The sequence below is a fragment of the Rhizobacter sp. LjRoot28 genome, assembly GCF_964253025.1.
Taxonomy (GTDB): Bacteria; Pseudomonadota; Gammaproteobacteria; order Burkholderiales; family Burkholderiaceae_C; genus Rhizobacter.
On sequence record NZ_CAXUQC020000001.1, the window covers coordinates 4,663,839 to 4,687,403 of the forward strand.

General features: G+C 68.9%; 19 protein-coding genes. 12 read left to right on the forward strand and 7 right to left on the reverse strand.

Features of this window, described 5'->3' with window-relative positions; translation table 11 throughout:
- The first annotated feature begins 70 nt into the window (after positions 1 to 70).
- From ACSQ2F_RS21350 to ACSQ2F_RS21390, 9 genes are all read left to right on the forward strand, one after another.
- Complete coding sequence (locus ACSQ2F_RS21350; protein WP_436026245.1) at positions 71 to 820, forward strand: energy transducer TonB; 750 nt, start codon at positions 71 to 73, stop codon at positions 818 to 820.
- Positions 817 to 1,602, forward strand: coding sequence for a MotA/TolQ/ExbB proton channel family protein (locus ACSQ2F_RS21355; RefSeq protein WP_436026246.1), 786 nt, complete (start codon positions 817 to 819; stop codon positions 1,600 to 1,602). Before ACSQ2F_RS21350 ends, ACSQ2F_RS21355 begins: the two co-directional genes overlap by 4 nt.
- 27 nt (positions 1,603 to 1,629) lie before the next feature.
- The gene (locus tag ACSQ2F_RS21360) at positions 1,630 to 2,049 is read left to right on the forward strand and encodes an ExbD/TolR family protein (protein WP_436026247.1); all 420 of its coding nucleotides are present in this window, start codon (positions 1,630 to 1,632) and stop codon (positions 2,047 to 2,049) included.
- Between the two features lie 114 nt (positions 2,050 to 2,163).
- Positions 2,164 to 2,892: a carboxypeptidase regulatory-like domain-containing protein gene (locus tag ACSQ2F_RS21365; protein ID WP_436026248.1), complete on the forward strand. Its 729-nt coding sequence runs from the start codon at positions 2,164 to 2,166 to the stop codon at positions 2,890 to 2,892.
- Between the two features lie 137 nt (positions 2,893 to 3,029).
- Positions 3,030 to 3,662: a PepSY-associated TM helix domain-containing protein gene (locus ACSQ2F_RS21370; RefSeq protein ID WP_436026249.1), complete on the forward strand. Its 633-nt coding sequence runs from the start codon at positions 3,030 to 3,032 to the stop codon at positions 3,660 to 3,662.
- Positions 3,663 to 3,690: 28 nt separating this feature from the next.
- Positions 3,691 to 4,206 (forward strand): DUF2271 domain-containing protein, encoded by a 516-nt coding sequence (locus ACSQ2F_RS21375; RefSeq protein WP_436026250.1) that lies wholly within the window; start codon positions 3,691 to 3,693, stop codon positions 4,204 to 4,206.
- Positions 4,207 to 4,227: 21 nt separating this feature from the next.
- Positions 4,228 to 5,088, forward strand: coding sequence for a DUF4198 domain-containing protein (locus ACSQ2F_RS21380; protein WP_436026251.1), 861 nt, complete (start codon positions 4,228 to 4,230; stop codon positions 5,086 to 5,088).
- An 87-nt stretch (positions 5,089 to 5,175) separates the two neighbouring features.
- A complete protein-coding gene (locus ACSQ2F_RS21385; protein WP_436026252.1) occupies positions 5,176 to 6,108 on the forward strand; it encodes an FAD:protein FMN transferase in 933 nt (310 codons plus the stop codon).
- On the forward strand, positions 6,105 to 7,481 hold the full coding sequence (locus ACSQ2F_RS21390; RefSeq protein ID WP_436026253.1) for a sulfite reductase subunit alpha: 1,377 nt from the start codon (positions 6,105 to 6,107) through the stop codon (positions 7,479 to 7,481). Before ACSQ2F_RS21385 ends, ACSQ2F_RS21390 begins: the two co-directional genes overlap by 4 nt.
- Before the next feature lie 49 nt (positions 7,482 to 7,530).
- On the opposite strand, the gene ACSQ2F_RS21395 is transcribed toward ACSQ2F_RS21390, so the two are convergent.
- From ACSQ2F_RS21395 to ACSQ2F_RS21420, 6 genes are all read right to left on the reverse strand, one after another.
- Positions 7,531 to 8,211: a Fe2+-dependent dioxygenase gene (locus ACSQ2F_RS21395; protein ID WP_436026254.1), complete on the reverse strand. Its 681-nt coding sequence runs from the start codon at positions 8,209 to 8,211 to the stop codon at positions 7,531 to 7,533.
- Positions 8,212 to 8,288: 77 nt separating this feature from the next.
- Complete coding sequence (locus ACSQ2F_RS21400; protein WP_436026255.1) at positions 8,289 to 10,613, reverse strand: catecholate siderophore receptor Fiu; 2,325 nt, start codon at positions 10,611 to 10,613, stop codon at positions 8,289 to 8,291.
- Positions 10,614 to 10,890: 277 nt separating this feature from the next.
- Positions 10,891 to 12,636 carry a sensor domain-containing diguanylate cyclase gene (locus tag ACSQ2F_RS21405; RefSeq protein ID WP_436026256.1) on the reverse strand — a complete coding sequence of 582 codons (1,746 nt, stop codon included), beginning with the start codon at positions 12,634 to 12,636 and terminating at the stop codon, positions 10,891 to 10,893.
- A gap of 100 nt (positions 12,637 to 12,736) precedes the next feature.
- Positions 12,737 to 14,176 carry an efflux transporter outer membrane subunit gene (locus tag ACSQ2F_RS21410; protein ID WP_436026257.1) on the reverse strand — a complete coding sequence of 480 codons (1,440 nt, stop codon included), beginning with the start codon at positions 14,174 to 14,176 and terminating at the stop codon, positions 12,737 to 12,739.
- A gap of 13 nt (positions 14,177 to 14,189) precedes the next feature.
- Positions 14,190 to 16,187, reverse strand: coding sequence for a MacB family efflux pump subunit (locus ACSQ2F_RS21415; RefSeq protein WP_436026258.1), 1,998 nt, complete (start codon positions 16,185 to 16,187; stop codon positions 14,190 to 14,192).
- On the reverse strand, positions 16,187 to 17,713 hold the full coding sequence (locus ACSQ2F_RS21420; RefSeq protein ID WP_436026259.1) for an efflux RND transporter periplasmic adaptor subunit: 1,527 nt from the start codon (positions 17,711 to 17,713) through the stop codon (positions 16,187 to 16,189). The genes ACSQ2F_RS21415 and ACSQ2F_RS21420 overlap by 1 nt, the downstream gene beginning before the upstream one ends.
- A 138-nt stretch (positions 17,714 to 17,851) precedes the next feature.
- Between ACSQ2F_RS21420 and ACSQ2F_RS21425 the strand changes: the two genes are divergently transcribed.
- The 3 genes from ACSQ2F_RS21425 (at position 17,852) to ACSQ2F_RS21435 (ending at position 20,680) form a co-directional block, all read left to right on the forward strand.
- The gene (locus ACSQ2F_RS21425; protein WP_436026260.1) at positions 17,852 to 19,363 is read left to right on the forward strand and encodes an ATP-binding protein; all 1,512 of its coding nucleotides are present in this window, start codon (positions 17,852 to 17,854) and stop codon (positions 19,361 to 19,363) included.
- Positions 19,356 to 20,036: a response regulator gene (locus ACSQ2F_RS21430; RefSeq protein WP_436026261.1), complete on the forward strand. Its 681-nt coding sequence runs from the start codon at positions 19,356 to 19,358 to the stop codon at positions 20,034 to 20,036. Before ACSQ2F_RS21425 ends, ACSQ2F_RS21430 begins: the two co-directional genes overlap by 8 nt.
- Before the next feature lie 245 nt (positions 20,037 to 20,281).
- The gene (locus tag ACSQ2F_RS21435) at positions 20,282 to 20,680 is read left to right on the forward strand and encodes an SWIB/MDM2 domain-containing protein (RefSeq protein WP_436026262.1); all 399 of its coding nucleotides are present in this window, start codon (positions 20,282 to 20,284) and stop codon (positions 20,678 to 20,680) included.
- Positions 20,681 to 20,761: 81 nt separating this feature from the next.
- On the opposite strand, the gene ACSQ2F_RS21440 is transcribed toward ACSQ2F_RS21435, so the two are convergent.
- Positions 20,762 to 23,563, reverse strand: a complete 2,802-nt coding sequence (locus ACSQ2F_RS21440; RefSeq protein ID WP_436026263.1) for an ATP-binding protein — start codon at positions 23,561 to 23,563, stop codon at positions 20,762 to 20,764.
- Positions 23,564 to 23,565: the final 2 nt, after the last annotated feature.

The following is a 23,565-nucleotide window of genomic DNA, read 5'->3' on the forward strand; positions in this document are numbered from 1 at the left end:
GACTGAAGCCCGATCGCGCCGCCCTCACGGGCGTCGTGCTTCCCCGCAGTCCGCATTCCTGTCTTCCACGATGGCCGCTACCTCCCTCGTTCCACCGCCGCCGGGCCCCGGCGAGGCGCCGCGTGCGCTCCGCCTCGATGCCCTGCAGCGCCGCGACGGCCTGACCAAGGGGCAGCTGCGCGCCGTCATTGCCGCCATTGCCGCCATCCACGTCGGTGGTGGCTGGGCGCTGCTGCAGATCCCCGCGGTGCGCGAAGCCGTCACCGAGGTGGCTCCGATTTTCGTGAGCCTCGTGCCGCCTCCCCCGGCGCCCGAGCCGCCCAAGCCGGCACCCACGCCGCCGCCGCCCCCGTCGCCTCCAAAACCGGCCCCGAAGGTGCCACCGCCACCGGCGCCGGTCATCGCCACTGCACCTTCGCCAGCGCCCGCGCCCATGGTGGTGCCGCCGCCCCCACCGGAGCCCGTGCCGCCGACGCCCGCGCCGCCGGCACCGGTCGAGGCACCGCCGGCGCCGCCCGCGCCTGCGCCCGAACCGCGGACGCTGCCGTCGCACGCGGTGCAGTACCTCGTGAAGCCGCCGCTGGAGTACCCCCGGGCGTCCGCACGCCTGCGTGAGTCGGGGACCGTGACCGTTCGCGCCTTCATCGACGAGAACGGCGTTCCGCGCGACGTGCAGGTCGCCAAGTCCTCGGGCTTCGCCCGCCTCAACGAGGCTGCCGTGGCCGCCGTGCGGCAGGCGCGCTTCAAACCGTATGTCGAGAACGGCCGCCCCACCGCGGGCTGGGCCTTCATCCCGCTCGTCTTTGACCAGGAGAATTGATCGTGAACACCGATACCGCTGCAGCGGCTTCCCAGAACGCCCTCGGCTTCGGCCACTTCATCGCACAGGCCGACTTTGTCGGCAAGTCGCTGCTGGTCATCCTGATCCTGATGTCCATCGCGTCGTGGGCCATCATCGTGATCAAGGGCATCACGCTCGTGGCGCGCAAGCGCCGGAGCGAGAAGTTCCTCAACTTCTTCTGGAACGCGAGTTCGCTCGACGCCGTGGCGCACGAGATCACCACCCACGGTGCCAACGACCCGTTCTCCCACCTCACCATCCATGCGATCCACTCGCAGGCGCACCATGCGCGCTACGGCGCAGCCAAGCTGGAAGAGGCCGGTTCATCCTCGGAGTTCGTCACCCGCACCATCAAGAAGGTGCTGGACGAGGAAACCACTCGCCTTGAGAACGGCCTGGCCATCCTCGCGACTGTGGGCGCCACCGCGCCGTTCGTCGGCCTGTTCGGCACGGTGTGGGGCGTGTACCACGCGCTGGTGGCCATCGGCATCAGCGGCGCGGGCACCCTCGACAAGGTGGCCGGTCCGGTGGGCGAGGCGCTCATCATGACGGGCCTGGGCCTCGCCGTCGCCATCCCCGCGGTGATGGGCTACAACTGGCTCACCCGCTCCAACCGCGTGATCCTGTCCAAGCTCGATGCCTTCGCCTATGAGCTGCACACCTTCGTGTCCATGGGCCAGCCGCTGGCCTCCTCCGGTGACGCCGCGCCGGCACCGAACGTGCGGCCGGGCCCCGGCGCCAACCGGCCTCGCGCCGCTTGATGCACCCGTAGCCGACAGGAGGACCCCATGGCCTTTGCCAGTTTCGATTCCAAGAATGCCGGCGCGCCGATGGCGGAGATCAACATGGTCCCGCTCATCGACGTGATGCTGGTGCTGCTCGTCATCTTCATCGTGACGGCCCCGTTGCTCACCCACACCGTCAAGCTCGACCTGCCCAAGGCCAGCTCACAGCCCAACCTCGTGAAGGCCGAGAAGATCGACTTCGCCATCGATGCGCAGGGCCTGCGCTTCTGGAACGGGGAACGGGTCGATCGTGCCGAGGCCGCGCGCCGCTTTGCCCTCGAGGGCAAGCGCGACCCGCAGCCCGAGGTGCACCTGCGTGCCGACCAGGCGACGGCCTACCGCAGCGTCGCCGAGACGCTGGCGGACGCGTCCAAGGCAGGGCTCGGCAAGGTCGGCTTCGTCAGCGAGCCGGAAGCGCCCTGATGCGGCGGTGACGGAGAGGTGACAGAGCGGGACTCGCGGGCGGCCCGCGGCTGGAGTACCGTACGGGTCTGCCGCTCGTCGGCACATCGTCGTCAACTGCCCCTCCGCCGATCCATGCGCCCGTACCGCCATCTTCTTCCCGTCGTGTGCTGGCTGCTGGCGCTGCCAGCGGCCGCGCAGCAACTCTGGATCGAGCAGCTCAATGGCAACGCCATGCTGCGCTTCGGTGACTATGCCGAGAACGAACGCGGCACGTCGCCGGGCCTGCTCGACGAATTGCCCGAGCCGCGCGCGCGACTGGTGTCGCTCGAAGGCAGCGACGAACTCACCGTGCGCAAGCGCGATGCCGGCTTCGACCTGGGCGTGCGTGTGGCACGCGGCCAGTCGGTCATCGCGCAGGACAGCCGGTACCCGGCCTGGGAGCGCGTCGAAGGCACGCGCCGCACCAGAACCGTCTGGATTCCGGCGGCTCGCTACGTGGTTGACCTCAGCCCGCAGGAGCCCGCCCTGGCGCTCGATGTGTTTCCCGCGAACCGGCCGGGCCAGTTCAAGGTGGTCTTCACCGGCCGGCCACTGGAAGGCGCGACCGTGACCGCGATGTCCGCCTGGGGCTGGCGCCAGGAGGTCACGACCGACGCGAACGGCGAGTTCTCGCTGCGGCTGCCCGCGCGCGGCGCCTATGCCATCGAGGTACAGCATGTCGACCCGCGTCCCGGCCAACGCCCCGGCGGGGAGGGCGCCGAAGCCTACGACGAGGCGAGGTTCTCGACCGTACTCACGTTCGAACAGCCCACCGGCCCGAAGGCTCCGGCGTCATTGCCTCCCACCCGGCCTGCTCCTTGAGTCGGCACGAGCCGCTGTCGATGATGCATTCAAGTTGCGAGTGATTCGCATTTAGCTGTACACTCCGCGTCGTCTCAGGACGTGGCAAGTCGCCGCCGCAACGCGAGCCGGTCGCTTGCCGAACGAGACCGGGACCCATGGAATCACGCCAACATTCACCCAGCCGCGCCTACTGGCTCAAGACCCTGCACCAGTGGCACTGGATCAGCTCGGCCGTGTGCCTGCTGGGCATGCTGCTGTTCAGCGTCACCGGCATCACACTGAACCATGCCTCGCAGATCGAGGGCAGTCCGAAGGTCGAGCGTCGTGCGGCGCAGGTGCCTGACGCACTGCAGGCTCAGCTCGCAAGCCTGGGCCGTACCGAGCGCAGCGCGCCGGTCCCTCACGAGCTGCTCGTGTGGTACGACACCGCCTTCGGCATTGCGGTCGACCCGGCGGCAAGCGCCGACTGGTCGGCGGAAGAGATCTACCTCGCCCTGCCACGCCCCGGCGGCGATGCCTGGGTCCGCATCGACCGCGAGACCGGCGACGCCGAATACGAGCGCACGGATCGCGGTTGGATCTCCTACTTCAACGACCTGCACAAGGGCCGCTACACCGGCGTGGCATGGAGCTGGTTCATCGACGTGTTCGCCGTGGCGTCGCTGCTCTTTTCCATCACCGGCCTGTTCATCCTCAAGCTCCATGCCGCCAACCGCCCCAGCACCTGGCCCATCGTCGGGCTGGGCGTGGTGATTCCCGTGGTGCTGGCGCTCCTCTTCATCCACTGATTCCTTCACTTTCGAGACGAGGTTCCTGATGCGTATGCGTTATTCCGTGGCGATGACCGCCGTGCTCGGCATGCCCGCCGCATGGGCCGCCGACCTGGCCGTCAAGGTCGAGATCCCTCGCATGACCGTGGCGGAGTACCACCGTCCCTACGCGGCGATCTGGATCGAGCGGGCCGACCAGAGCGTGGCCGCGAACCTCGCCGTCTGGTACGACCTCAAGCTGAAGAACAACGAGGGCACCAAGTGGCTGAAGGACATGCGCCAGTGGTGGCGCAAGAGCGGGCGCGACCTGCAGATGCCGGTCGACGGCCTGAGCAGCGCCACGCGCGCACCCGGTGAGCACACGGTCACCTTCTCCGGCAACAAGGGCCCGCTCGACAAACTGCCGGCGGGTGAGTACCGCCTCGTCGTCGAAGCTGCCCGTGAGGTCGGCGGGCGCGAACTGGTGCGCGTTCCTTTCACCTGGCCGCCCAAGGCGGCGCAGTCAGCGAGCGCCAAGGGCGAGCATGAGCTCGGCGCCGTCACCGTCGATGTTCGTCCCTGAACCCGAGTCCGAGGAATCACCATGAACGTTCTGTCCCTGCGTCGTATCGCCCTTCCGCTCACCCTTGTCGCCGCGGCCCTGACCGCGCCGGCCGCCCATGCACACCGCACCTGGATGCTGCCGTCGGGCACCGTGCTCTCCGGCAGCGAGCCCTGGGTCACGGTTGACGCTGCCGTCTCCAACGACCTCTTCTACTTCGAGCACAACGCCCTCAAGCTCGATGGTCTTGCGGTGCAGGCCCCGGACGGTTCGGCCGTGCAGCCCGAGAACGTGGGCTCCGGCCGCTACCGCAGCAGCTTCGACGTGAAGCTGAGCCAGAAGGGCACATACAAGCTGGCGCTGGTCAACGACAACCTGATGGCCAGCTGGAAGTCCAAGGGTGAGACGAAGCGGGTGCGTGGCACGGCCGCCTCGCTGGCCAAGGAGATCCCGGCCGATGCCCAGGAGCTCAACGTGGCGCAGAGCCAGACGCGCCTCGAGGTGTTCGTCACCTCCGGCAAGCCGACCGACAAGGTGCTCGCGCCGACCAACCGTGGCCTGGAGCTGGTGCCGCTCACCCACCCCAACGACCTGGTGGCCGGCGATGTGGCGAACTTCCGTTTCCTGATGGACGGCAAGCCGGCGGCGGACCTGGAGGTCACGGTCATCCCCGGTGGCAATCGCTACCGCGACAAGCTGGGCGAGATGCATCTCAAGACCGACGCCGAGGGCAAGTTCAGCGTGACGTGGCCGGGCCCTGGCATGTACTGGCTCAATGCCTCGCTTGGCGGCGGCCGCGCGCCGATGGCGGGCGGCGCCGAGGCACCGCGCGCTGTCGGCACGCTCGACAAGCCGGTGCGCCGCGCCGGTTATGCCGCCACCCTCGAAGTGCTGCCGCAGTAAGCCATGCGCCGGGTGCTCGTTCCGGCCCGAATCGACCCGCGCGGGCCGGTGTGGGGCGGGCACGTGCACTCACTGGAAGGACGGACCATGGGAACGACCTGGTCCGTTCGCTGGGTGGACGCTCCTCGCACGGACCTCTCCGGCTGCCGCAATGCCATCGAAGCGGAGCTCGATGCGGTGGTCGCCGAGATGAGCACCTGGGAACCGGCGTCGGACCTGAGCCGATTCAATGCCGCCCCGGCCGGTACCTGGTGCAGCTTGCCTGCCGCCTGCTTCGACGTGCTGGCCGCGGGCCTCGACATCGCGGCCCGCTCGGCGGGCGCGTTCGATCCGGCGGCCGGGGAACTGGTCGACCTGTGGGGCTTCGGTGCGCGACGGCGTCATGATGAGGCCGGCTTCCATCCGCCTTCCTCACAAGAGGTGCAGGCGGCCTTGGCCCACGGCGGTTGGCGAGCGCTCGACGTCGACGCGGCAGCCCGCCGCGTTCGTCAGCCGGGTGGCTTGCGCCTGGACTTCTCCGGCATCGCCAAGGGCCACGCCGTCGATCGGCTGGCCCTGCGCCTGGACGCACTCGGTTTTCACGACCACCTCGTCGAAGTGGGCGGCGAACTCCGAGGCAGTGGCATGAAGCCGGATGGCCAGCCCTGGTGGATCGAGCTGCAGCGACCGCCCGCCGGTCCGCTGGACGAAGCAGCGCAGACGCTCGTTGCGCTGCACGGGCTCAGTGTGGCCACCTCGGGGGACTACCATCGTCACTATGTGTGGAACGGTGAACGGCACAGCCACACGATCGACCCGCGCCTCGGGCAGCCGGTGACGAATGGCGTCGTCTCCGTGAGCGTGTTGCATGCCGAAGCCATGCACGCCGATGCCTGGGCCACCGCCCTCACCGTGCTGGGTGCCGACGAGGCGCTGCGCATGGCAGACCGCGAGGAGCTTGCCGTCCTGCTGGTGGCGCGCGGCCCCGATGGCCGACTCCGCGAGCACCCGAGCGCCGCGCTCGAGGCACTGGCCGCATGACGGCACTCGACTGGGGCGCAGCCCCCGTGCGGCATGCAGCCGCAGCCTTCACCGTGCTGATCTGGCTCGCGGTGTGCGCGCGGGCATGGCTGTCGCATCACCGACAGCAGCGCAGCCTGGCCGCCATGCCCGGCGAGATCGCCGCGACCAGCGGCAAGCCCTTGCTCGTGGCCTTCGCCAGCCAGACGGGGTTTGCCGAGCAGCTCGCGCGGCAGACGGCATCGCGCTTGCGCACCGCCGGCGCGGCGGTGCAGCTTCTGCCCTTGTCGCAGCTCGACGAAGCCGCTCTCATCGCGGCCGAGCGCATTCTCTTCATCGTCAGCACCTGCGGCGAGGGCGATGCGCCTGACGTCGCGGCCCGCTTCGCGCGCCGCGTGCTGCCGCGCTCGCCCTCACTCAGCGGACTGCACTATGCCGTGCTCGCGCTCGGCGACCGTGCCTACCAGCACTTCTGCGGATTCGGTCGTGGCCTCGACGCCTGGTTGCTGGCCAACGGCGCGCGCCCGCTCTTCGAACGCATCGACGTCGACAACGCCGACGCGACGGCCCTGACCACGTGGCATCACCAGTTGAGCCACCTCGTCGGCACCTCGGACCTCCCCGATTGGGAAGCCCCCGCGTGGGACCGCTGGCGACTGGTCGAGCGGCGGCTCCTGAATGCGGGCAGCGCGGGCGCGCCGGTATTCCACCTGGCCCTTGTGTCAGCCACGGGCCGGCCCGCGTGGGAATCGGGCGACCTCGTGCAGGTCCGCGTGCCGGCCGATCCGGATCGGCCCCGCGAATACTCGGTGGCTTCGATTGCCTCGGAGGGGCGGCTCGAGCTGGTGGTGCGCCTGCACCAGCGCCCGGACGGGGAAGCGGGTCTTGCCTCCTCGTGGTTGTGCGAAGGGCTGGCGCTCGGTGACCTCCTGGACCTGCGGGTGCGGCCCCACACGAACTTTCGCCTGGGCGAGAACGTCCGACGTCCACTGCTGCTCATCGGCAACGGAACCGGCATCGCGGGGTTGCGCGGACATCTCCGAGCGCGCGCCGCAGCCGGCGTTGGGGACGCGTGGCTCGTCTACGGTGAGCGGCAGTCGCTGCACGATGCGCTGTACGCCGAGGAGATCGAAGCCTGGCTGGAGGACGGGACGCTGGTGCGTGCCGATCGCGTCTTCTCACGCGACCAGGTGCAGCGGCTCTACGTTCAAGACCGCCTTCGCGCCGAGGCCACGCGTCTGCGCGAGTGGGTCGACCGCGGCGCAGCCATCTACGTGTGCGGCAGCCTGGACGGCATGGCCGCCGGCGTTCATGCGACGCTCATCGAGGTGCTGGGATCGGCGCGCGTGGAAGCCCTGCTGGAATCCGGACGGTACCGGCGGGACGTCTACTGAGCGGCCTGGCGGCGCTTCCTGCGACCGACGAGGCTCGTGTCGCTCGGCGTCAGACCTCGCTCCACTGCCTCAGCAGGTTGTGATAGTGGCCGGTGAGGCCGACGATCTCGTCACAGTCCCCAACGCGTTCCCGCAACGCCTGGATGTTGCGGTCGAGCTCGTAGAGCATGCTGCGCCGCCAGTCGTCGCGCACCATGCTCTGGACCCAGAAGAAGGAGCACACGCGGGCGCCACGCGTGACCGGCGCCACCCGGTGCACGCTGGTCGCGGGGTAGAGGATCAGGTCCCCGGCCGGCAACTTCACTTCGTGCGTGCCGTAGCTGTCACTCACGATCAGCTCGCCGCCGTCGTAGTCCTCCGGCTCGGTCAGGAACAGTGTGCACGACACATCGGTGCGCAGGTGCTGGCCCGTGCCGGGCACGCTGCGCACCGCCCCATCGATGTGGTCCCCGTAGTGCCCGCCGCCCTCGTAGCGATTGAACAGGGGCGGCACCGTGCGCAAGGGCAGTGCCGCCGAGAAATAGAGCGGCTGCCGCGCCAGCGCCTGCAGCACCAGCGCGCCGAGCGCCTGACTCACCGGCGAGACCTCCGGCAGCTGCCGATTGCGCTTCACCTGCGCACCTTGCGGGCCGACGGTCTCGCGCCCGTCGACCCAGTCGGCCGCCTCCAGCTGCTGGCGCATGTAGGTGACCTGTTCGGCGGTCAGCACGCCGGGGACGTGGAGCATCATGGTGGGCGAATGTCGAATCGGAAATGGAAACGAGGGCCGCTCGCAAGAGTCGGCCCTCGGTGATCAGGCAAACGGCGTCAGAAGGTCACGTTGGCCGTCAGCGAGGCCGACCGGGGTGCACCGATCGTATAGCGGGAGCCGCCGTTGTTAAGGCTTTGAATGTAGAACTTGTCAGCGAGGTTGTAGACGTTCAGCTGCAGCGACAGGTTTCGCGTGACTTCCCAGGCGGCCATGGCGTCATAGACCCAGTAGGACGGCACTTGCGAGAGGTAGTCGTTCGTCGTGTTGCTGTTGCGGTTGGTCGATCGGGTGTAGCGTGCCCCGCCACCGAGCGTCACGCCCATCGGCAGCTTGTACGTGGTCCAGGAGGTGAAAGACAACCGCGGGCTCCAGGGCAGGGCGTTGCCCTCCTGGGCTGCATCGGCGCTCCGGGTGGCGTTGATTTCGGTGTCCATCAGCCCGAGGCCGGCGTTCACCTGCCACGCGGGTGTCAACATGCCGGCCGCGCCGAACTCGATTCCCTTCACCGTCTTCTTGCCCATCTGCAGCGGCTGCTTGGTGACTGGGTCGGATTCGACCACGTCGTTCTCGACGATTGCGCGGTAGATCGCCGCGGTGAGCGCGAGCTGCTTGTCGAGCAGTTCCCACTTCGTACCGAGCTCCAGGTTGGTGGCCTTGGAGGGGTCGAGGTTCGGGTTGTTGGCGTTGTCCACGGTTGCGCTGAGGGCAAAGCTGTCGCTGCCCGGCGGCTTCTGCGAGGTGGCGTAGGCGAGGTACACGCTGCCGTTGCTCGCCGGCTTCCAGAGGGCACCCAGCTTCCACGTCACCAGGTCGTCGGCATTGGACAGACTCACGGGCGCGAGCGTATTCGGCGCCGTGCCTGCGACGATGTTGTCGGAGGTGGTCTTGTACTTCTCGTAGCGCAGACCGCCCACCACATGGAACGCGTCGCTCAGCTTGAGGGTGTCAAAGGCGTAGAGCGCAGCGGTCGTCGTGCTGCCGCTGGCCCGCTGGCCGTTCGGTCCGACAGGGGCGAACGTGGCGTACGGGTTCGGCGCGTAGAGATTCGCCACGCCGGCCGAGCCGATCACCGCCTGCGTCACGTTGGTCTGCTTCTCATGCATGAACTCGACGCCGGTGCTCAGCGAGTGGCTCAGCCCAGCCGTCTTGAACTCGGCGTTGAGGTTGGTCTGGTTGGTGAGGATCAGGTTTTCCTGGTCCTTGCCCTGGCGGCTCAGGCCAATGATCCAGGTGGATGGATCCGCTGCCGAAACACCGGCCGGGGCGGGTGTGAAGGTGCCATCGCGGTTCCTGACGCGGTTGCCCACGTTGACGGCGTTGATCCCCGTCAGCACGTACTGCTGCTCCGTGCGGCCGAAGCGCGAGATGTTGCGCAACGTGACGCCCGGTTTGAGATCGTGCTCGATGCGAGCGGTGAACATGTCGGCCTTCACGCGGTTGAAGTCGCTCAGCGAGCCGTAGAAGTTGCTTCGGGACGGCATGGCCACGGACGTGACACCGGCGGCAGTCAGGGCCTCCTGCTGCTCCGCGTTGAAGACGTAGCCGGGTTCGCCGAACGAGGTCATGCCGCCGTCGGGCCGGTTGTCCTGTTCAACGTGCAGGTAGTAGAGGTAGGTCCGCGTCGGCGTGTTCAAGCCCAGCGCGATCGAAGGTGCAAACGCCCAACTGCCGTTCTCCACATGATCGCGTCGGAGCGACTGGCTGTCTTCCTTCATCAGGTTCAGACGCACCGCGGTGCCGTCGCCCAGCGTCGGAACCGTCGCATTGGCATCGACGGTAAAACGCCGAAGGTTCCCGCTGCCCACTGTCACCGAGCCGCTGCTCGTCGTTTCGAGCGTCGGCACTTTGGTCGCGAGGTTCACGTAGCCCGTTGGAGAGCCGCGGCCGATGTCAGCGCCGGCCGGGCCCTTCACGATCTCGATCTGCTCGAGGTTGAACACATCGCGGCTCACCGTGCCGATGTCGCGGATGCCGTCGACGAAGATGCTCTGCTGCGTGTCGAAGCCGCGCATGAAGATGGCGTCACCGGTCTGGGTGTTGCCGTTCTCCCCCATCTGGAAGGTGATGCCTGGCGTGTTGCCGAGCGCCTCGCTCAGCGTGCGCGACCCTTGCTGGCGCAGGATCTCCTTCTTGATCACCGTCACCGTCTGCGGTGTGTCCACCAGCGGTTGAGTGAACTTCGGCGAGGCGGAGCGGTCGGCCTTGTACTCGTTCTCGGCCGCAGCCTTGACCTTCACGGGGGGCAGGGTGCTCGATGGATCCGTGCTCGCGGTCTGTGCGAACGCGGCCGGCGCAGCCATCAAGGCGAGGGCCGCAGTCGTCTGCGACAGACGGGAGGGAAGGGCGCGCGCAGGATGCTTGCGGGCGACGATGTGGGCCATGAGGGCTGCTCCGACGAAGTGAATGAACGGTCACCGCCCAACCCAGCCGGTGAGGCACCCCGTCACCGGCGTGCGCTACTAACGCAGATGATAAGTATTCGCATTACTGAATGTCAAGAAGCGGACAGTTTTGGTCAACGCTTGTGCCGCTCTGAGAAGCTCCGCAGTCGATGGGCCAGTGATCGGCCCATCGACGCCTGAAGCGGTTCGGGCCGTGACAGCCGTTCCCGTACGCCGTTGCCGCCGGTGGCGAACAGCGTCGGTCGCTTTCGCGTGCTCAGGTCGTGGTGGCCTGACCGGCGGTGGTGGGCTTGGAGGCCATCGCCACGTGGAAGCGGTTGCGACCACCCTGCTTGGCCAGGTACAGCGCCTCGTCGGCGCGGCGCAGTGCCGCGTCCACCGACTCCTGTCCCAGGCGCAATTCCGCGACGCCGCAGCTGACCGTGACTCGGCCGACGACCGGCATGTCGGCGGCACGCACCGCATTCACGAGGGCCGCCGCGGCTTGCGCCGCTCCGGCCTCGGCCGTGTCCGGCAAGACCACGATGAACTCTTCGCCTCCCAGTCTTGCCACGAAGTCGGACGTCCGAAGGCGATCGGACAGCACGCCGGCGATGGACTGCAGCACCTGGTCGCCGACGTCGTGGCCGAACATGTCATTCACCCGCTTGAAGTGATCGGCATCCACGGTGATGACCGACAACGGCGCCTGGCGCCGCGCGGCGGATGCCACCGCTGCAGCCAATCGTTCATTGAAGCCGCGGCGGTTCAACAGTCCGGTCAGCGGATCGTGATCGGCCAGGGCGCGCAACGTCTGGTTGGCATGTTCCAACTGCGCCGTGCGATCGGCCACTCGCCCCTCCAACTCGGCATTGGCGGCCAGCAGCCGCCGCGTCATGCTGTTCAGGGCGCCTGACAGCTGCGCCACTTCGGCACTGCCTCCCCGCTCCGGCATCTCCGTCGGCGTGCCCGAGGCTTCCACGGCACGCGCGTCCCGGGCAATCAGGGTCAGGGGCCGCGTCAGGCGCTTTGACACCCGCCAGCCGACCGCGCTCGTGAGCAGGGCGGCCGCGAGGCCGAGCGCCAGGTTGACCAGCGCCCCGGTGCGGGCGGCCGCATGGGCTTCGCTCACCGGCTGGCGCGCGACGATCGTCCATTGCAGTTCGGCGGCCGGCCCGGTCGCGCGCAGCGGCACCGAGGTTGTGAGGTAGTCGGCCCCGTCCTGCCACATCACTACGCTGGAGCGCGCGGCCGGGCGGCGTGTGGCTGCGGGACCGCTCGCCGCGGCCAGCAGCGTGGCTGAAGCAGCGCCGGCGACGGCGGTAGGCAGGGGCTTGGATGGGTAGATCATCTCGCCGTGGCGATCGAAGATGAGCAGCTCCACACCCCGCCGTTCACGGCCTTCGGGCATCAGCGACTCGAGCGTCGCACGGGTCCAGTCCCAGCTGCCGTGGATCGCCAGCACACCGATCAGCTGGCCCTGGCGATGAACGGGGGCGGCGAAGTCGACGAAGCGCTGGGGCCCGCCATCACCGGCCGGCGGCAACATCTTGCCAAGCAGCTTCGCGGGATGCACGTCCCCCACATGCAAGCCGTTGCGGGCGGCGACGTACCAAGGCCGTTCGGCCACGCTGGATCCCAAGAGCAGATTGCCGGTGGCATTGCGGACGATGCCGTTTGCATCGGCCACGCCGATCCACGCGCTGAACGGGTTGAGCGCCTGGCTGCGGTACAAGGCCTGGGCGACACGCGGTGAATCGAGGCCGTCCTCCCACAGGGTGGGGGACTCGGCGAGGATCTGCACTTCCCGGCTGCGCAGGCTCAAGCCGTCGCCCAGCAGTCGGGCGGCGTGTCCGGCGGTCACATGGAGCGCAGCGCTCGCGGCTTGGCGCTCTCCGCGCGCGAGCACGAGTCCGAGGCCCACGGCCAGTGAGACGGCAAGCAAGGAGCCAAGCAGCGCATACGACAGCGCGAGCTGGGTCCTGAAACTGCGGGGACCCTGCCGCAAAAGCAGGTTCGGCACGGCGCGACACGGTAATGGAGCGAAGCCGAGTGTGCGGCATCGGGGCGTGCCCTGGGCACGGAAGTAAGGGCGAAACCCCGAACAATTCGGCGTTGATCGGTCAGGGGGGCCCCGGCCGAGCCGCCGAACGGCCTTCCTCCGGCAGCGTCCAACCGCCGCCGAGTGCCTTGAACAAATCCAGCGCGGCGACCAGTCGCGCCTGCCGCAACTGCGCCAGCTGATCGTCTGCCGAGAACAAGGTCCGCTGTGCATCCAGCAGGTTGCTGAGCGTCTCGACCCCTTCCCTCAGCTGCACCTCGGACAAGCGCAAGGTGCGCTGCGCCTCGTCGCGGATCACCTGCTGCACCGCTTCCTGTTCGCGGTAGCGGCCGACGTTGGCAAGCGCGTCGTCCACCTCCTTCAGCGCGGTGTAGGTGTCGCGCCGGTAGGCCTCCACGAGCTGGCGCCGCACCGACTCGCTCACCGCCACCTGATTCCGGCCGCGATCGGCCTCGAACAGGGAGCGCAGGATGGAGGCGGCGATCTCCACGCTGTACGCCGGGTTGGCGAGCTTGAGGAGCGAATCGCTCGCGAAGCCGGCGGCCCCGGAGAGCGACACCGTGGGCAGCAGCGCAGCGCGGGCCGCGGCCACATCGGCGTCGGCCGCATCCAGCGCGGCCTCGCTGCTGGCGATGTCGGGCCGACGGGTCAGCAGATCGGCGGGCAGCACCGTGGATGGCGCAGGCACCTGCACGCCCGCGAAGTCGACGGCCGCCACGCCCATGCCCTGCGGTGGCCGCCCCAGCAGCAAGGCGAGGGCGCTCAGGCTCTGGCGCTCCTGCACTTCAAGCGGCAGCACGGTGGCACGCTGGGCCAGCACCGTGCTGCGCTGCCGGCTGCGGTCGAGTTCGGAGGCCACGCCGTTCTGGTAGCGCGCCTCCACGATCGACATGAGCTTCTCCGCGATGGCGAGGTTGCGCCGCGCCACGTCCAGGCGGATGCGCGTGGCCAGCACCTGGAAGTACGCCTGGGCCACCCCGGTGGTCAGCGAGAGCCGGGCGGCCTCCAGGTCGTAGCGGCTGCCGCGCAGCGCCGCTCGGGCTCCTTCGTTCACCGCGGCAACACGCCCCCACAGGTCGATCTCGTAGCTGATGCCGACGGAGGCGCTGGTGCGCTGCGTCCCCACACCGTCGCGCCCCTTGCTTCCGGCGTAGGCGGCGCTGGTGTCGGCGCCGACACTCAGCTGAGGGTAGAGGGACGACCCCGCCAGCCGCGCGGCCAGCTCCGCCTGACGCACGCGCTCGGCGGCGATGCGCAGGTCGGGACTGCCGGCCTGCGCTTCGGCAATGAGCGAGGTGAGTTCATCGGAGCCGAAGCCCCGCCACCACGCCGCCTCTACGGCCCGGTTGTCGGCGTTGGCGAAAGCCGCTTCCGCCCAGCGTTCCGGCAAGTCGAGGGCGGGGCGCGTGGTCTCGATGGGCGTGGCGCAACCCGCCAAGGCGCTGGCCAGCAGCAAGCAGAGCAGGCGACGGGACGGGCGGGACAAGGTGCGAAGGATCATGGGAACAGCGCGGTCATTCCGCGGAGAGCGCGACCACCGGGTCGAGCTTGGCCGCCTTCTTGGCCGGCAGGTAGCCGAAGACCAGGCCGGTGGCGAAGGCACAGCCGAAGGCCAGCAGCACGGGAGCAAGCGAGTACTGCACCGGCGTGTCGAAGGCGCCGATGATGGCAGCGGTGGCCAGGCCACCGACGACGCCGATGGCGCCGCCCAACCCGGAGACCACGACCGCCTCGATGAGGAACTGCTGCATGATGTTCGCCTCGCGGGCACCCGTGGCCATGCGAATGCCGATCTCGCGCGTGCGCTCCGTCACCGACACCAGCATGATGTTCATCACGCCGATGCCGCCCACCAGCAGCGAGATGGCCGCGATGGAACCCAGCAGGATGGTCAGGGTGTTCTGCGTCTGCTCGGTGGCCTCGATGATGGACGCCATGTTGCGGATCTGGAAGTCGACCACGCCGTGGCGCTCGGTCAGCAGCGCCTCCACGGCCGCTTGCGTTTCGTCGATGCGCGACACATCGTTCACCGCTACCGTCACGTTGCGCAGGTAGCGCTGGCCCGACAGGCGCAGGCTGCTCGTCGCGTACGGCACGAACACCACGTCGTCCTGGTCGCTGCCCATGGGCGACGCGCCGCGCGGCGTCATCACCCCCACCACCTGGAACACGAGGTTGTTGATCAGCACGAACTCACCCACCGGGTCCTGGTCCGGAAAGAGCGCCTTCGCGACCGTCTCGCCCAGCACGGCGACGGTGGCGTAGCCGATCTCGTCGTCCTCGCTGAAGAAGCTGCCCTTGGCGACCGGCCACTGGCGCGCCAGCGGAAACTTGTAGGAGGTGCCGGTGACGCTGGTGCTGAGGTCCGACGTGCCGACGCGCAAGGTGGCGCTGCTGTTCTGCTCCGGCACGGCCGCCAGCACGTTCGGCACTTCGTCCACCGCGTTCACGTCCGCCAGCACGAGCGTGGCCGTGCCGCTGAAACCACGCTGGTTCGGCGCACCCGGGCGCACCAGCAGCAGGTTCGACCCCATCGCGCTGATGCGGTCCATCACCTGCTGCTTGGCGCCGTCACCGATTGCCAGCATGGCGATGACGGAGCCGACACCGATGACGATGCCGAGCAGGGTGAGTGCCGCGCGGAAGAGGTTGGCCCGCAACGAACGGAAAGCCATGCGGCCGGCCTCCGCAATGTCGCCCAGGTGGGTGCCTTCGCGCGGCACGATGGGCCGCACGAAGTTCTTCTGCGTGGGCGAGACAGGCGCCGGCCCGCTGTCGCTGCGGATCAATCCGTCGCGGATCTCGATCAGGCGGTCGGCGTGGTCGGCCACTTCCTTCTCGTGAGTGATCAGGATCACCGTGTGCCCGCGCTGCGACAGCTCGGCCAGCAGGCGCATCACGTCGTCGCCGGTCTTCGTGTCGAGAGCGCCCGTCGGCTCGTCGGCCAGGATGATGCGGCCGCCGTTCATCAGCGCGCGCGAGATGGAGACCCGCTGCTGCTGGCCGCCGGACAACTGGTTGGGCCGGTTCTGCAGCTTGTCGGCAAGGCCCAGCTCGGTCAGCAGCTGGCGCGCGCGCTCATGCCGTTCATCGGCGTCCAGCCCCGAATAGATGGCCGGCACTTCGACGTTCTCGGCCGCGCTCGCCCCGGCGATCAGGTGGTAGCTCTGGAAGACGAAGCCGAAGTCGTCTCGACGCAGGCGGGCCAGATCGTCGGGCGCGAGGGACGACACGTCGCGTCCCATGAACTCGTAGGTGCCGGTGCTCGGACGGTCCAGGCAGCCCAGGATGTTCATCAGCGTGGACTTGCCCGAGCCGGAGGTTCCCATGATGGCGACGAACTCGCCCTCATGGATGTCGAGGTCGATGCCATGGAGCACGGTGACCGCAAGTTCGCCGTTGCGGTAGGTCTTCGTGACGCCCCGCAGGCGGATCAGCGGCACCGCGTCGGCCGGCCGCACGGGCCCTGGAACCGACGGCGCAGCCTGCACCGTCGACAGTGAGTCAACCATCAACGCCCCCTGCCCGAGCCGGGCGGCACGCCCGCCGGACCACCGGTCAGGCCCCCGCCCGACGGCGTGCCGGACGAGGCGTTGCGCTGTGCGGCCGGCGGCGGCTTCATGCCGGTGATGACCTCGTCCCCTTCGGCGAGGCCCGACAGCACCTGGGCCTGCACCCGGGTCACGACGCCCAGCTCGACGGGTCGCTCGGTGATCGCCCCTTGCGCGTCGATCACCTTGACCGTGCCGCGACGCGGCGCCCGCGGTGCCGCCTGCCCGACGAATCCACCCGCCGTGCCGCGGTCCACCGGACCGGATGCCCCGGCGGCCGGACGCTCGGCAGTGGCGGCATCACCGGCTGCGCGACGGCCCCGGCCGCGCGGCGCAGACGCCGGACCCGCCACCGCCGAAGCTGCCGGCGCGCTGGCCGCGGGCGCGGATGCACCTTCCGGGCGGCTCGCCGATCGGGCCGGCACATCACTGGCCCCCCGGTCGCGGCGTGCACCTCGACTGGAAGCGCCCGCGTTGCGTGTCATGGTCACGGCCGCCGTGGGCACCAGCAGCACGTCCTGGGCGGACGCCGCGATGAAGAACACCTGCGCCGTCATGTTGGGCATCAGGGCCTGGTTGGTGTTCGGAACGTCGAAGAGGGCGTTGTAGAGCACCACGTTGTTCGTGACCGTCGGTGTCGGCTCCACCTTGCGCAGCGCGCCGTACCAGCGGCGGCCCTGGCCGCCGAGCGTGGTGAAGTACACCTCCATGCCGCGCCGCAGCTTGGAGACCTCGGCCTCCGACACCTGCGTCTGCACCGTCATCGTGGTCAGGTCGGCGACCCGGAGGATGGTCGGTGCCGACTGGTTCGCGTTGAGGGTCTGGCCCTGCCGCGCCGTCACCGACACCACCGTGCCGGTCATCGGCGCATAGATGCGCGCGTAGTTGAGGTTGGCCTCATCGGCCCGCAATGCCGACTCGGTCTGCTCGATCTGGGCCTGAACCGACGCGGCCTGCGCCTTGGCCGAGCGCACGGCAGCTTCGGCCAGTTGCAGGGCTTCGGTCGTCGTCGCGTCAGCGGCAGTGAGGTTCTTCTGGCGCCGCAACTGCAGCTCGGCCAGTGCCAGCGCCGACTGCCGCTCGGTCAGCGTGGCGCGCTGGCTGCGCAAGCCGGCGCGGCGGGCATCCGCCGTGGCCTTCAGCACGGTGGGGTCGATTTCGGCGAGCAGGTCGCCCGCCTGCACCTGCGAACCCACTTCGACATGAAGCCGCTTCAACTGGCCCGACACCTGAGCGCCGACGTCGACATAGTCGCGGGGCTGCACCGTTCCCGTGGCCGTCACCAGGTCCTCGATGTCGCCGCGCTGCACGGTGGCGAGCTGGTACTGCTCACGCGGGTCGGCCCCATTGCCGTAGGTCTTCCAGGCCCACCAGCCGGCGCCGGCCAGCACGGCGGCCATCAGCATCAGGGCCAGGGGGTGAGTGAAGCGGCGAGCCAGGGACGGGCGCTTGGAAACGTTCATGGAGGAGGCGGGCGTGGACGGCATCAGGACGATTGCATCCAGTGTGGCGAGCCGAGCCCGCGGCACTGAGGAAGCAATGGGACAATCCGTAACAGAATGAAACCGGAGCGATCGTAAACGGTCTTGCACAGTGCTTGCCCGATTGAGGCTTAACCTGCGTCCATGCTCCCGTCGCCCGATTCCCCGTCTGCGGCCGGCCCGGCCGCAGCCCCGTCGCGGCCGAGATGGCCAGCCCGTCTCGACAGCCTGCGCATCAAGCTCTTCCTGGCGGTCGCCGGCGCCAATGCCGTGCTCGCGCTGGCCGCCTACCTCGTCTTCAGCTGGAGCTTCGACCAGGGCTTCGTGGAGTACCTCAATCGCGCCGACGAAGCGCGTCTCCAACCGGTGGTGCAGCGACTGGCCGAAGGCCATGCGCGCCATGGCGGCTGGGGTTGGGTGGCCGACGATCGCCGCCAGTGGTTCGATCTGCTGCGCGACGTGCTGGGCACCCGCATGGGCCGCCGTCCGGAGGAGGCGCCGTCCGCGCCCGGCGAGCCGAACGGTCCGCCGCCGTCGCCCCCGCCCGATCCGCTGCTCACCATCGACCCGCGCCTGATGCTGCTCGATGCCGACGGGCGCCTGCTCATCGGCAGGCCGGAGATGGCCCAGGAGGCCTTGCGCAAGCCGATCATGGTGGGTTCCGAGGTGGTGGGCCACCTCGGCTACGTGCCGCGGCTCAAGACGGTGGCCTCGCTCGAGCGACTCTTCGCGTCCCAGCAGAACCGCAAGTTCGCCGCCATTGCGGGCGGCATGCTGGCAGCGGGCCTGCTTGCCAGTGCCCTGCTCGCCTGGTGGCTCGCCGGCCGCATCGGGCGTCTCGCGCAGGGCGCGCATGCACTCATCCAGGGCCACTACGCCATGCGGCTCGAGGTCGCCGGGCACGACGAACTCGACCAGCTGGCCCGCGACTTCAACCAGCTGGCCGAGACGCTGGAAGCCGCTCAACGTGCGCGGCAGCAATGGATCGGCGACATCGCCCACGAGTTGCGCACGCCCCTGGCCGTCCTGCGCGCCGAGATCGAGGCCTTGCAGGACGGGGTGCGGCCGCTCGGCCCCGCCAGTCTGGGGTCACTCGCCCAGGAAGTCGCGCGGCTGTCGCGTCTGGTCGACGACCTGCGGCTGCTGTCGTTGTCGGACATGGGCGCGCTCACGTACCACAAGGCTCCCGTCGATCTTGGCGAGGCCATCGCCGACTGCATCGCAGCCCACCGTGGCGCCTTGCATGACAGAAGCTTCGACGTGGCGCTGGACCTGACGGACGGCTGCGCCCTGTCGGGTGACAGCGCGCGGCTGGCGCAGGTCTTTTCCAACCTGATGCAGAACACACTGCGCTACACCGATGCGCCAGCGCGGTTGCGGGTGACGCTGCGGCGCGAAGCTGAATCGCTCCTCGTCGACTGGGAGGACAGCGCCCCTGGCGTTCCCGCCAGCGAGCTGCCACGTCTCACCGAGCGCCTCTACCGTGTCGAAGGTTCGCGGAGCCGGGCGGGCGGTGGCTCGGGGCTCGGCCTCGCCATCGCGCACGCCATCGTCCTCGCCCATGGTGGCGACATGCATGCATCGGCCAGCTCGCTCGGCGGCCTGGACTGGCGGCTGCGCTTCCCCGCCTCACTCACCGGAGGCCGCCGTGCCTGAACGCATCCTCATCGTCGAGGACGAAGACAAGATCGCCGAGGTGCTGCGCGACTATCTGCTGCCCCATGGTTTCGGAGTGCACCGGCTTTCGCGGGGCGACGAGGTGGACGCCTGGATGCGCGAGCACGGCGCCGATCTGGTCTTGCTCGACCTGATGCTGCCGGGGTGCAGCGGCCTCGACGTCTGCCGCTCGCTGCGTCAGCACAGCCGCGCCGCCATCGTGATGGTCACGGCGCGCGTGGAGGAGATCGACCGCCTCCTGGGCCTCGAACTCGGCGCTGACGACTACATCTGCAAGCCGTTCAGCCCGCGCGAAGTGGTGGCGCGCGTGAAGGCCGTGCTGCGGCGCACACAAGGCCGCGACCTGCCGCCCGAGCACGAGCTGGTGCTGGACGACGCCGGGTGGCGCGCCTTGCTCGGCGGTCGGGACCTCGGTCTGACGGCGGTGGAATACCAGCTGCTCAAGGTGATGGCCGCCCAGCCGGGCCGGATCTTCTCGCGCGACCAGCTGATGGATGCCATGTACCGCGACACCCGCGTCGTGTCCGATCGCACCGTCGACAGCCACATCAAGAAGCTGCGCCGCAAGGTGGCCGACGTCTCGCCGGAGCGCGAGATCATCCATTCGGTGTACGGCGTGGGCTACAAGTTCGAGTGGTCCGGCAACACCTGAAGCGGCAGCGGCGCGCGTCCGATGTGCACGCCGTGAAGCATCCCTTGCGCACCACCTGATGCGAGCGGACGACAAATCGCGTTCTCACCGGGGAAGAATGCGGGGTTTACCTGTGAAATCTGCTTCTCAATGCAGCACTCTCGCAGTAGTATTCGCTCCGCACGTGGTCATGGAGAACAGAGGGCTCATGCGGCTTTCACCCAACCCGGGCACATCAACCACTCATTTGATGGAGAGAATTCAACATGGCAACTGCGAAACCCCCCGCGAAGAAGGCGGCTCCTGCGAAAAAGGCAGCGGCCAAGAAAGCCGCACCGGCCGCCAAGAAGGCAGCGCCCGCCAAGAAGGCCGCTCCGGCCAAGAAGGCCGCTGCAAAGAAGGCCCCCGCCAAGAAGCGCACGCCGAACGCTGCGTTCATGAAGGCGATGACCCCGAGCCCCCAACTGGCCGCCGTCATTGGCGACACCCCGGTGCCCCGCACCGAGGTCACCAAGAAGGTCTGGGAGTACATCAAGAAGCATGACCTCCAGGACGCCGCCAAGCGGACCATGATCAACGCCGATGCCAAGCTGAAGGAAATCTTCAAGAAGGCCCAGGTCTCGATGTTCGAGATGACCAAGCTGATCAACGCTCACCTCAAGTGAGCGGCGGGCCTCGGCCCATTGCAAAAGCCGGTGCAGCGATGCACCGGCTTTTTTCATGGCTGCGGTGCTGTCGGCGGCCGCTCAACCTAGCACCCGTGCCAGGCCTTCCAGCACCTGCGGCACGTTGATGGGCTTGGTCCAGTAGGCGTTGTAGCCGGCCGCCACGGCGGCATCGATCTGAGACTGCATGGCGTCGGCCGACAAGGCAATGCAGTGCAGCTCGCGCGTCTCAGGCGTGGCGCGCAGACGCCGGATCAGGTCGAGCCCGCTCATGTCGGGCAGGTTCATGTCGATCAGGACCAGGTCGAAGGCGACGCCGTCCAGGCGCTCCAGCCCTTCCCGCGCGTCACCCGCCACCTCGAGCTGCCACTGCGGCCGTGACCTGAACAGCTCACGCATCAGCAGCTGGTTGAGTGGTTCGTCTTCGATGTAGAGCACCCGCCGTCGCCCGGCATCCGGCGTCTCGGCATCGGCGGGACGGGGTGCGCCCGGTGCCGTGCCGGTCTCTGGTTCGTTCGCTTCGGGCAATTCCAGCGTGAAGGTCGAACCGCCGGGTACGGCGCTGGAAAACGCGAGCCCGCCCCCCATGGCGATCGCCAGCGAGCGCGCGATGACGAGCCCGAGGCCGGTCCCCTCCACCCGCTGCTGCTCGGCGCCGAGTCGATTGAACGGTTCGAACAGGTGCGCCTGCTGCGCCGCGGTGAGCCCGGCCCCCTCGTCGGTGACCGAAGCGCGCACGCGACCCTCGTCGCGCTGAAGCGCGATGCGAACCTGGCCCTGCGGCCGGTTGTACTTGATGGCGTTTGACAACAGGTTGATCAGCACCTGTTCGACACCACGCGGGTCGGCTTCGGCCCAGATGCCGCGTGTCTCTGGCAGGTGCACGCGGACGCCGGCGTTGTCCGCCAGCGGCTGGATCAATGCCACCGAGGCCCGCAGCGAAGCGGACACGTCGACCGGCGCGCGTTGCAGGCGGAACTCCCCCTGCTCGATGCGGGCGAGGTCCAGGACCTCGTTGATGAGCTCCAGCAAGTGCCGTCCGGCGTGCATCACGCTGTCGAGCCGGCGTGTCTGCGCTGGCGCCAGCGGGTGGAGCCGGTCCAGCGCCATCAGCTGCGCAAAACCGAGGATGCCGTTGAGTGGCGTGCGCAACTCATGGCTGACGCGGGACAGGAACTCGCTCTTGGCCTGGCTGGCACGTTCGGCGGTTTCCTTGTCGCGCTGCAGCTGTTCATGGGCGACCTGCTGTGTCACGTCGCGGCAGGTGCCCAGCATGCCGGTCGCGCGGCCGCGATCATCGAGGACGCAATGCGCGAAGACCTCGAGCGTGCGCGCGTTGCCGTCTGCCGAGGGCACCCGGTAACGCGCCTCGATGCTGCCGAGCGTGCGAAAGGCCTGCACCACCGCATGGCTGGCGCCAGCCCGGTCCTCGGGCAGCAGCGTGGCGAGCCAGTCGTCCAACTGCAATTCACCGGTGGTCTCGGGCAGGCCGTGGTTGGCGCAGGCGATGGGGTCCAGCACGATGCGGCCGGTGGCTCGCTCGAACTGTGCAATGCCGATGCGTGCCGCCTGGGCCGCCATGGCCCATCGCTGGTCCCCGTGGCGCAGCGCGAGTTCGATCTCCTTGCGCGCCGTCACGTCGGCTGCGAAGCCGTGCCAGAGCACCTCGCCGTGGGGACGGGCCTCGGGCATCGCCCGCAGTTCCAGCCATCGCACCTGGCCCTCGCGCAGCGTGCGGCACTCGCGGTACCAGGGGCGTTGACCGGCGCCGGCCTCGACCAGGCTCTGCAGCAGACCGTGCCGGTCGGCCGGGTGCAGGGCACGGCAGACGGCCGCGCCGTCGCCGCCTTCAGCGCCGCGGGGCGGCTCCACGCCGAACATGGCGCGGCACGCATCGCTGGCATACAGATGGTGCAGCGAGCGATCCGGCATCACGCGGAACTGGAAGATCACCCCCGGCACCTGCGACGACAGCTTGCGCAGCAATTCGGCCTGGCCTCGCGACTGCCGCTCACCGGTCACGTGCGTCGAGACGTCGCGGGCGGTGCCACGGTAGCCGGTGAAGCGGCCGGCCGAGTCGAAGGTCGGCACGGCGCTGCGCGACACCTGCAGCACGCCACGAGCGGTCGGCTTGGCGGTCAGGGCACGCGTCACGACCTGCCGCCTCGACAGCAGGTCACGCAGGCTGCTGCCGTCGGGAAGCGGGTCGCCGAGGGGATCCAAGAGTGGTGCGTTCGATACGGGTTGCCCCATCACGCTGGTGGGCGGAATGCCCGTCACCGCTTCGAAGGCGCCCGAGACCCAGGTGTAGCGCAGGTCGGCATCCACCTCCCACATCCAGTCGCCGGAAGCGCGGGCGAAGTCGATGAGCCGCGCTCGTTCCCGTTGCGCCGACGCAAGGCGTGAAGCGCCTTGGAGCAGTCCCGCGGCGACCTCGCCGAGCTGGCTCAGCGCCTGTTGCTGTTCAGGCGCGAGACCGCGGGCCTCGCGGTCGAGCACGAAAAGCGCGCCGACCTTCGCGCCGTCAATGCGAAGCGGAACGCCGGCGTACAGCCGCCAGCCATCGTCCACAAGGGCACGGGCGCTTTGCGTGCGGGGATCGGCGCACAGGTCCGGTACCTCGAGCACGTCGTCCTGGGCAATCGTGTGGCTGCACATCGCCTGGGCCCGCGGAAGCACCGCACTCGCCAGCCCGTGCACGGCCTGCAGCCACACCTCGTCGGTATCGACCAGTGACACCGCCGCCGCGGGGCAGCCCGTCATGCGAGCGGTGCAGTCGACCAGCGCGTCGAGACTGGGCTGGCGGCCCATGTCGATCAAGCCGAGCGACTTCAGCTGCGCCAGGCGGAATTGCTCGTCGGCAGGAGGGCGCTCAAGGGACATGT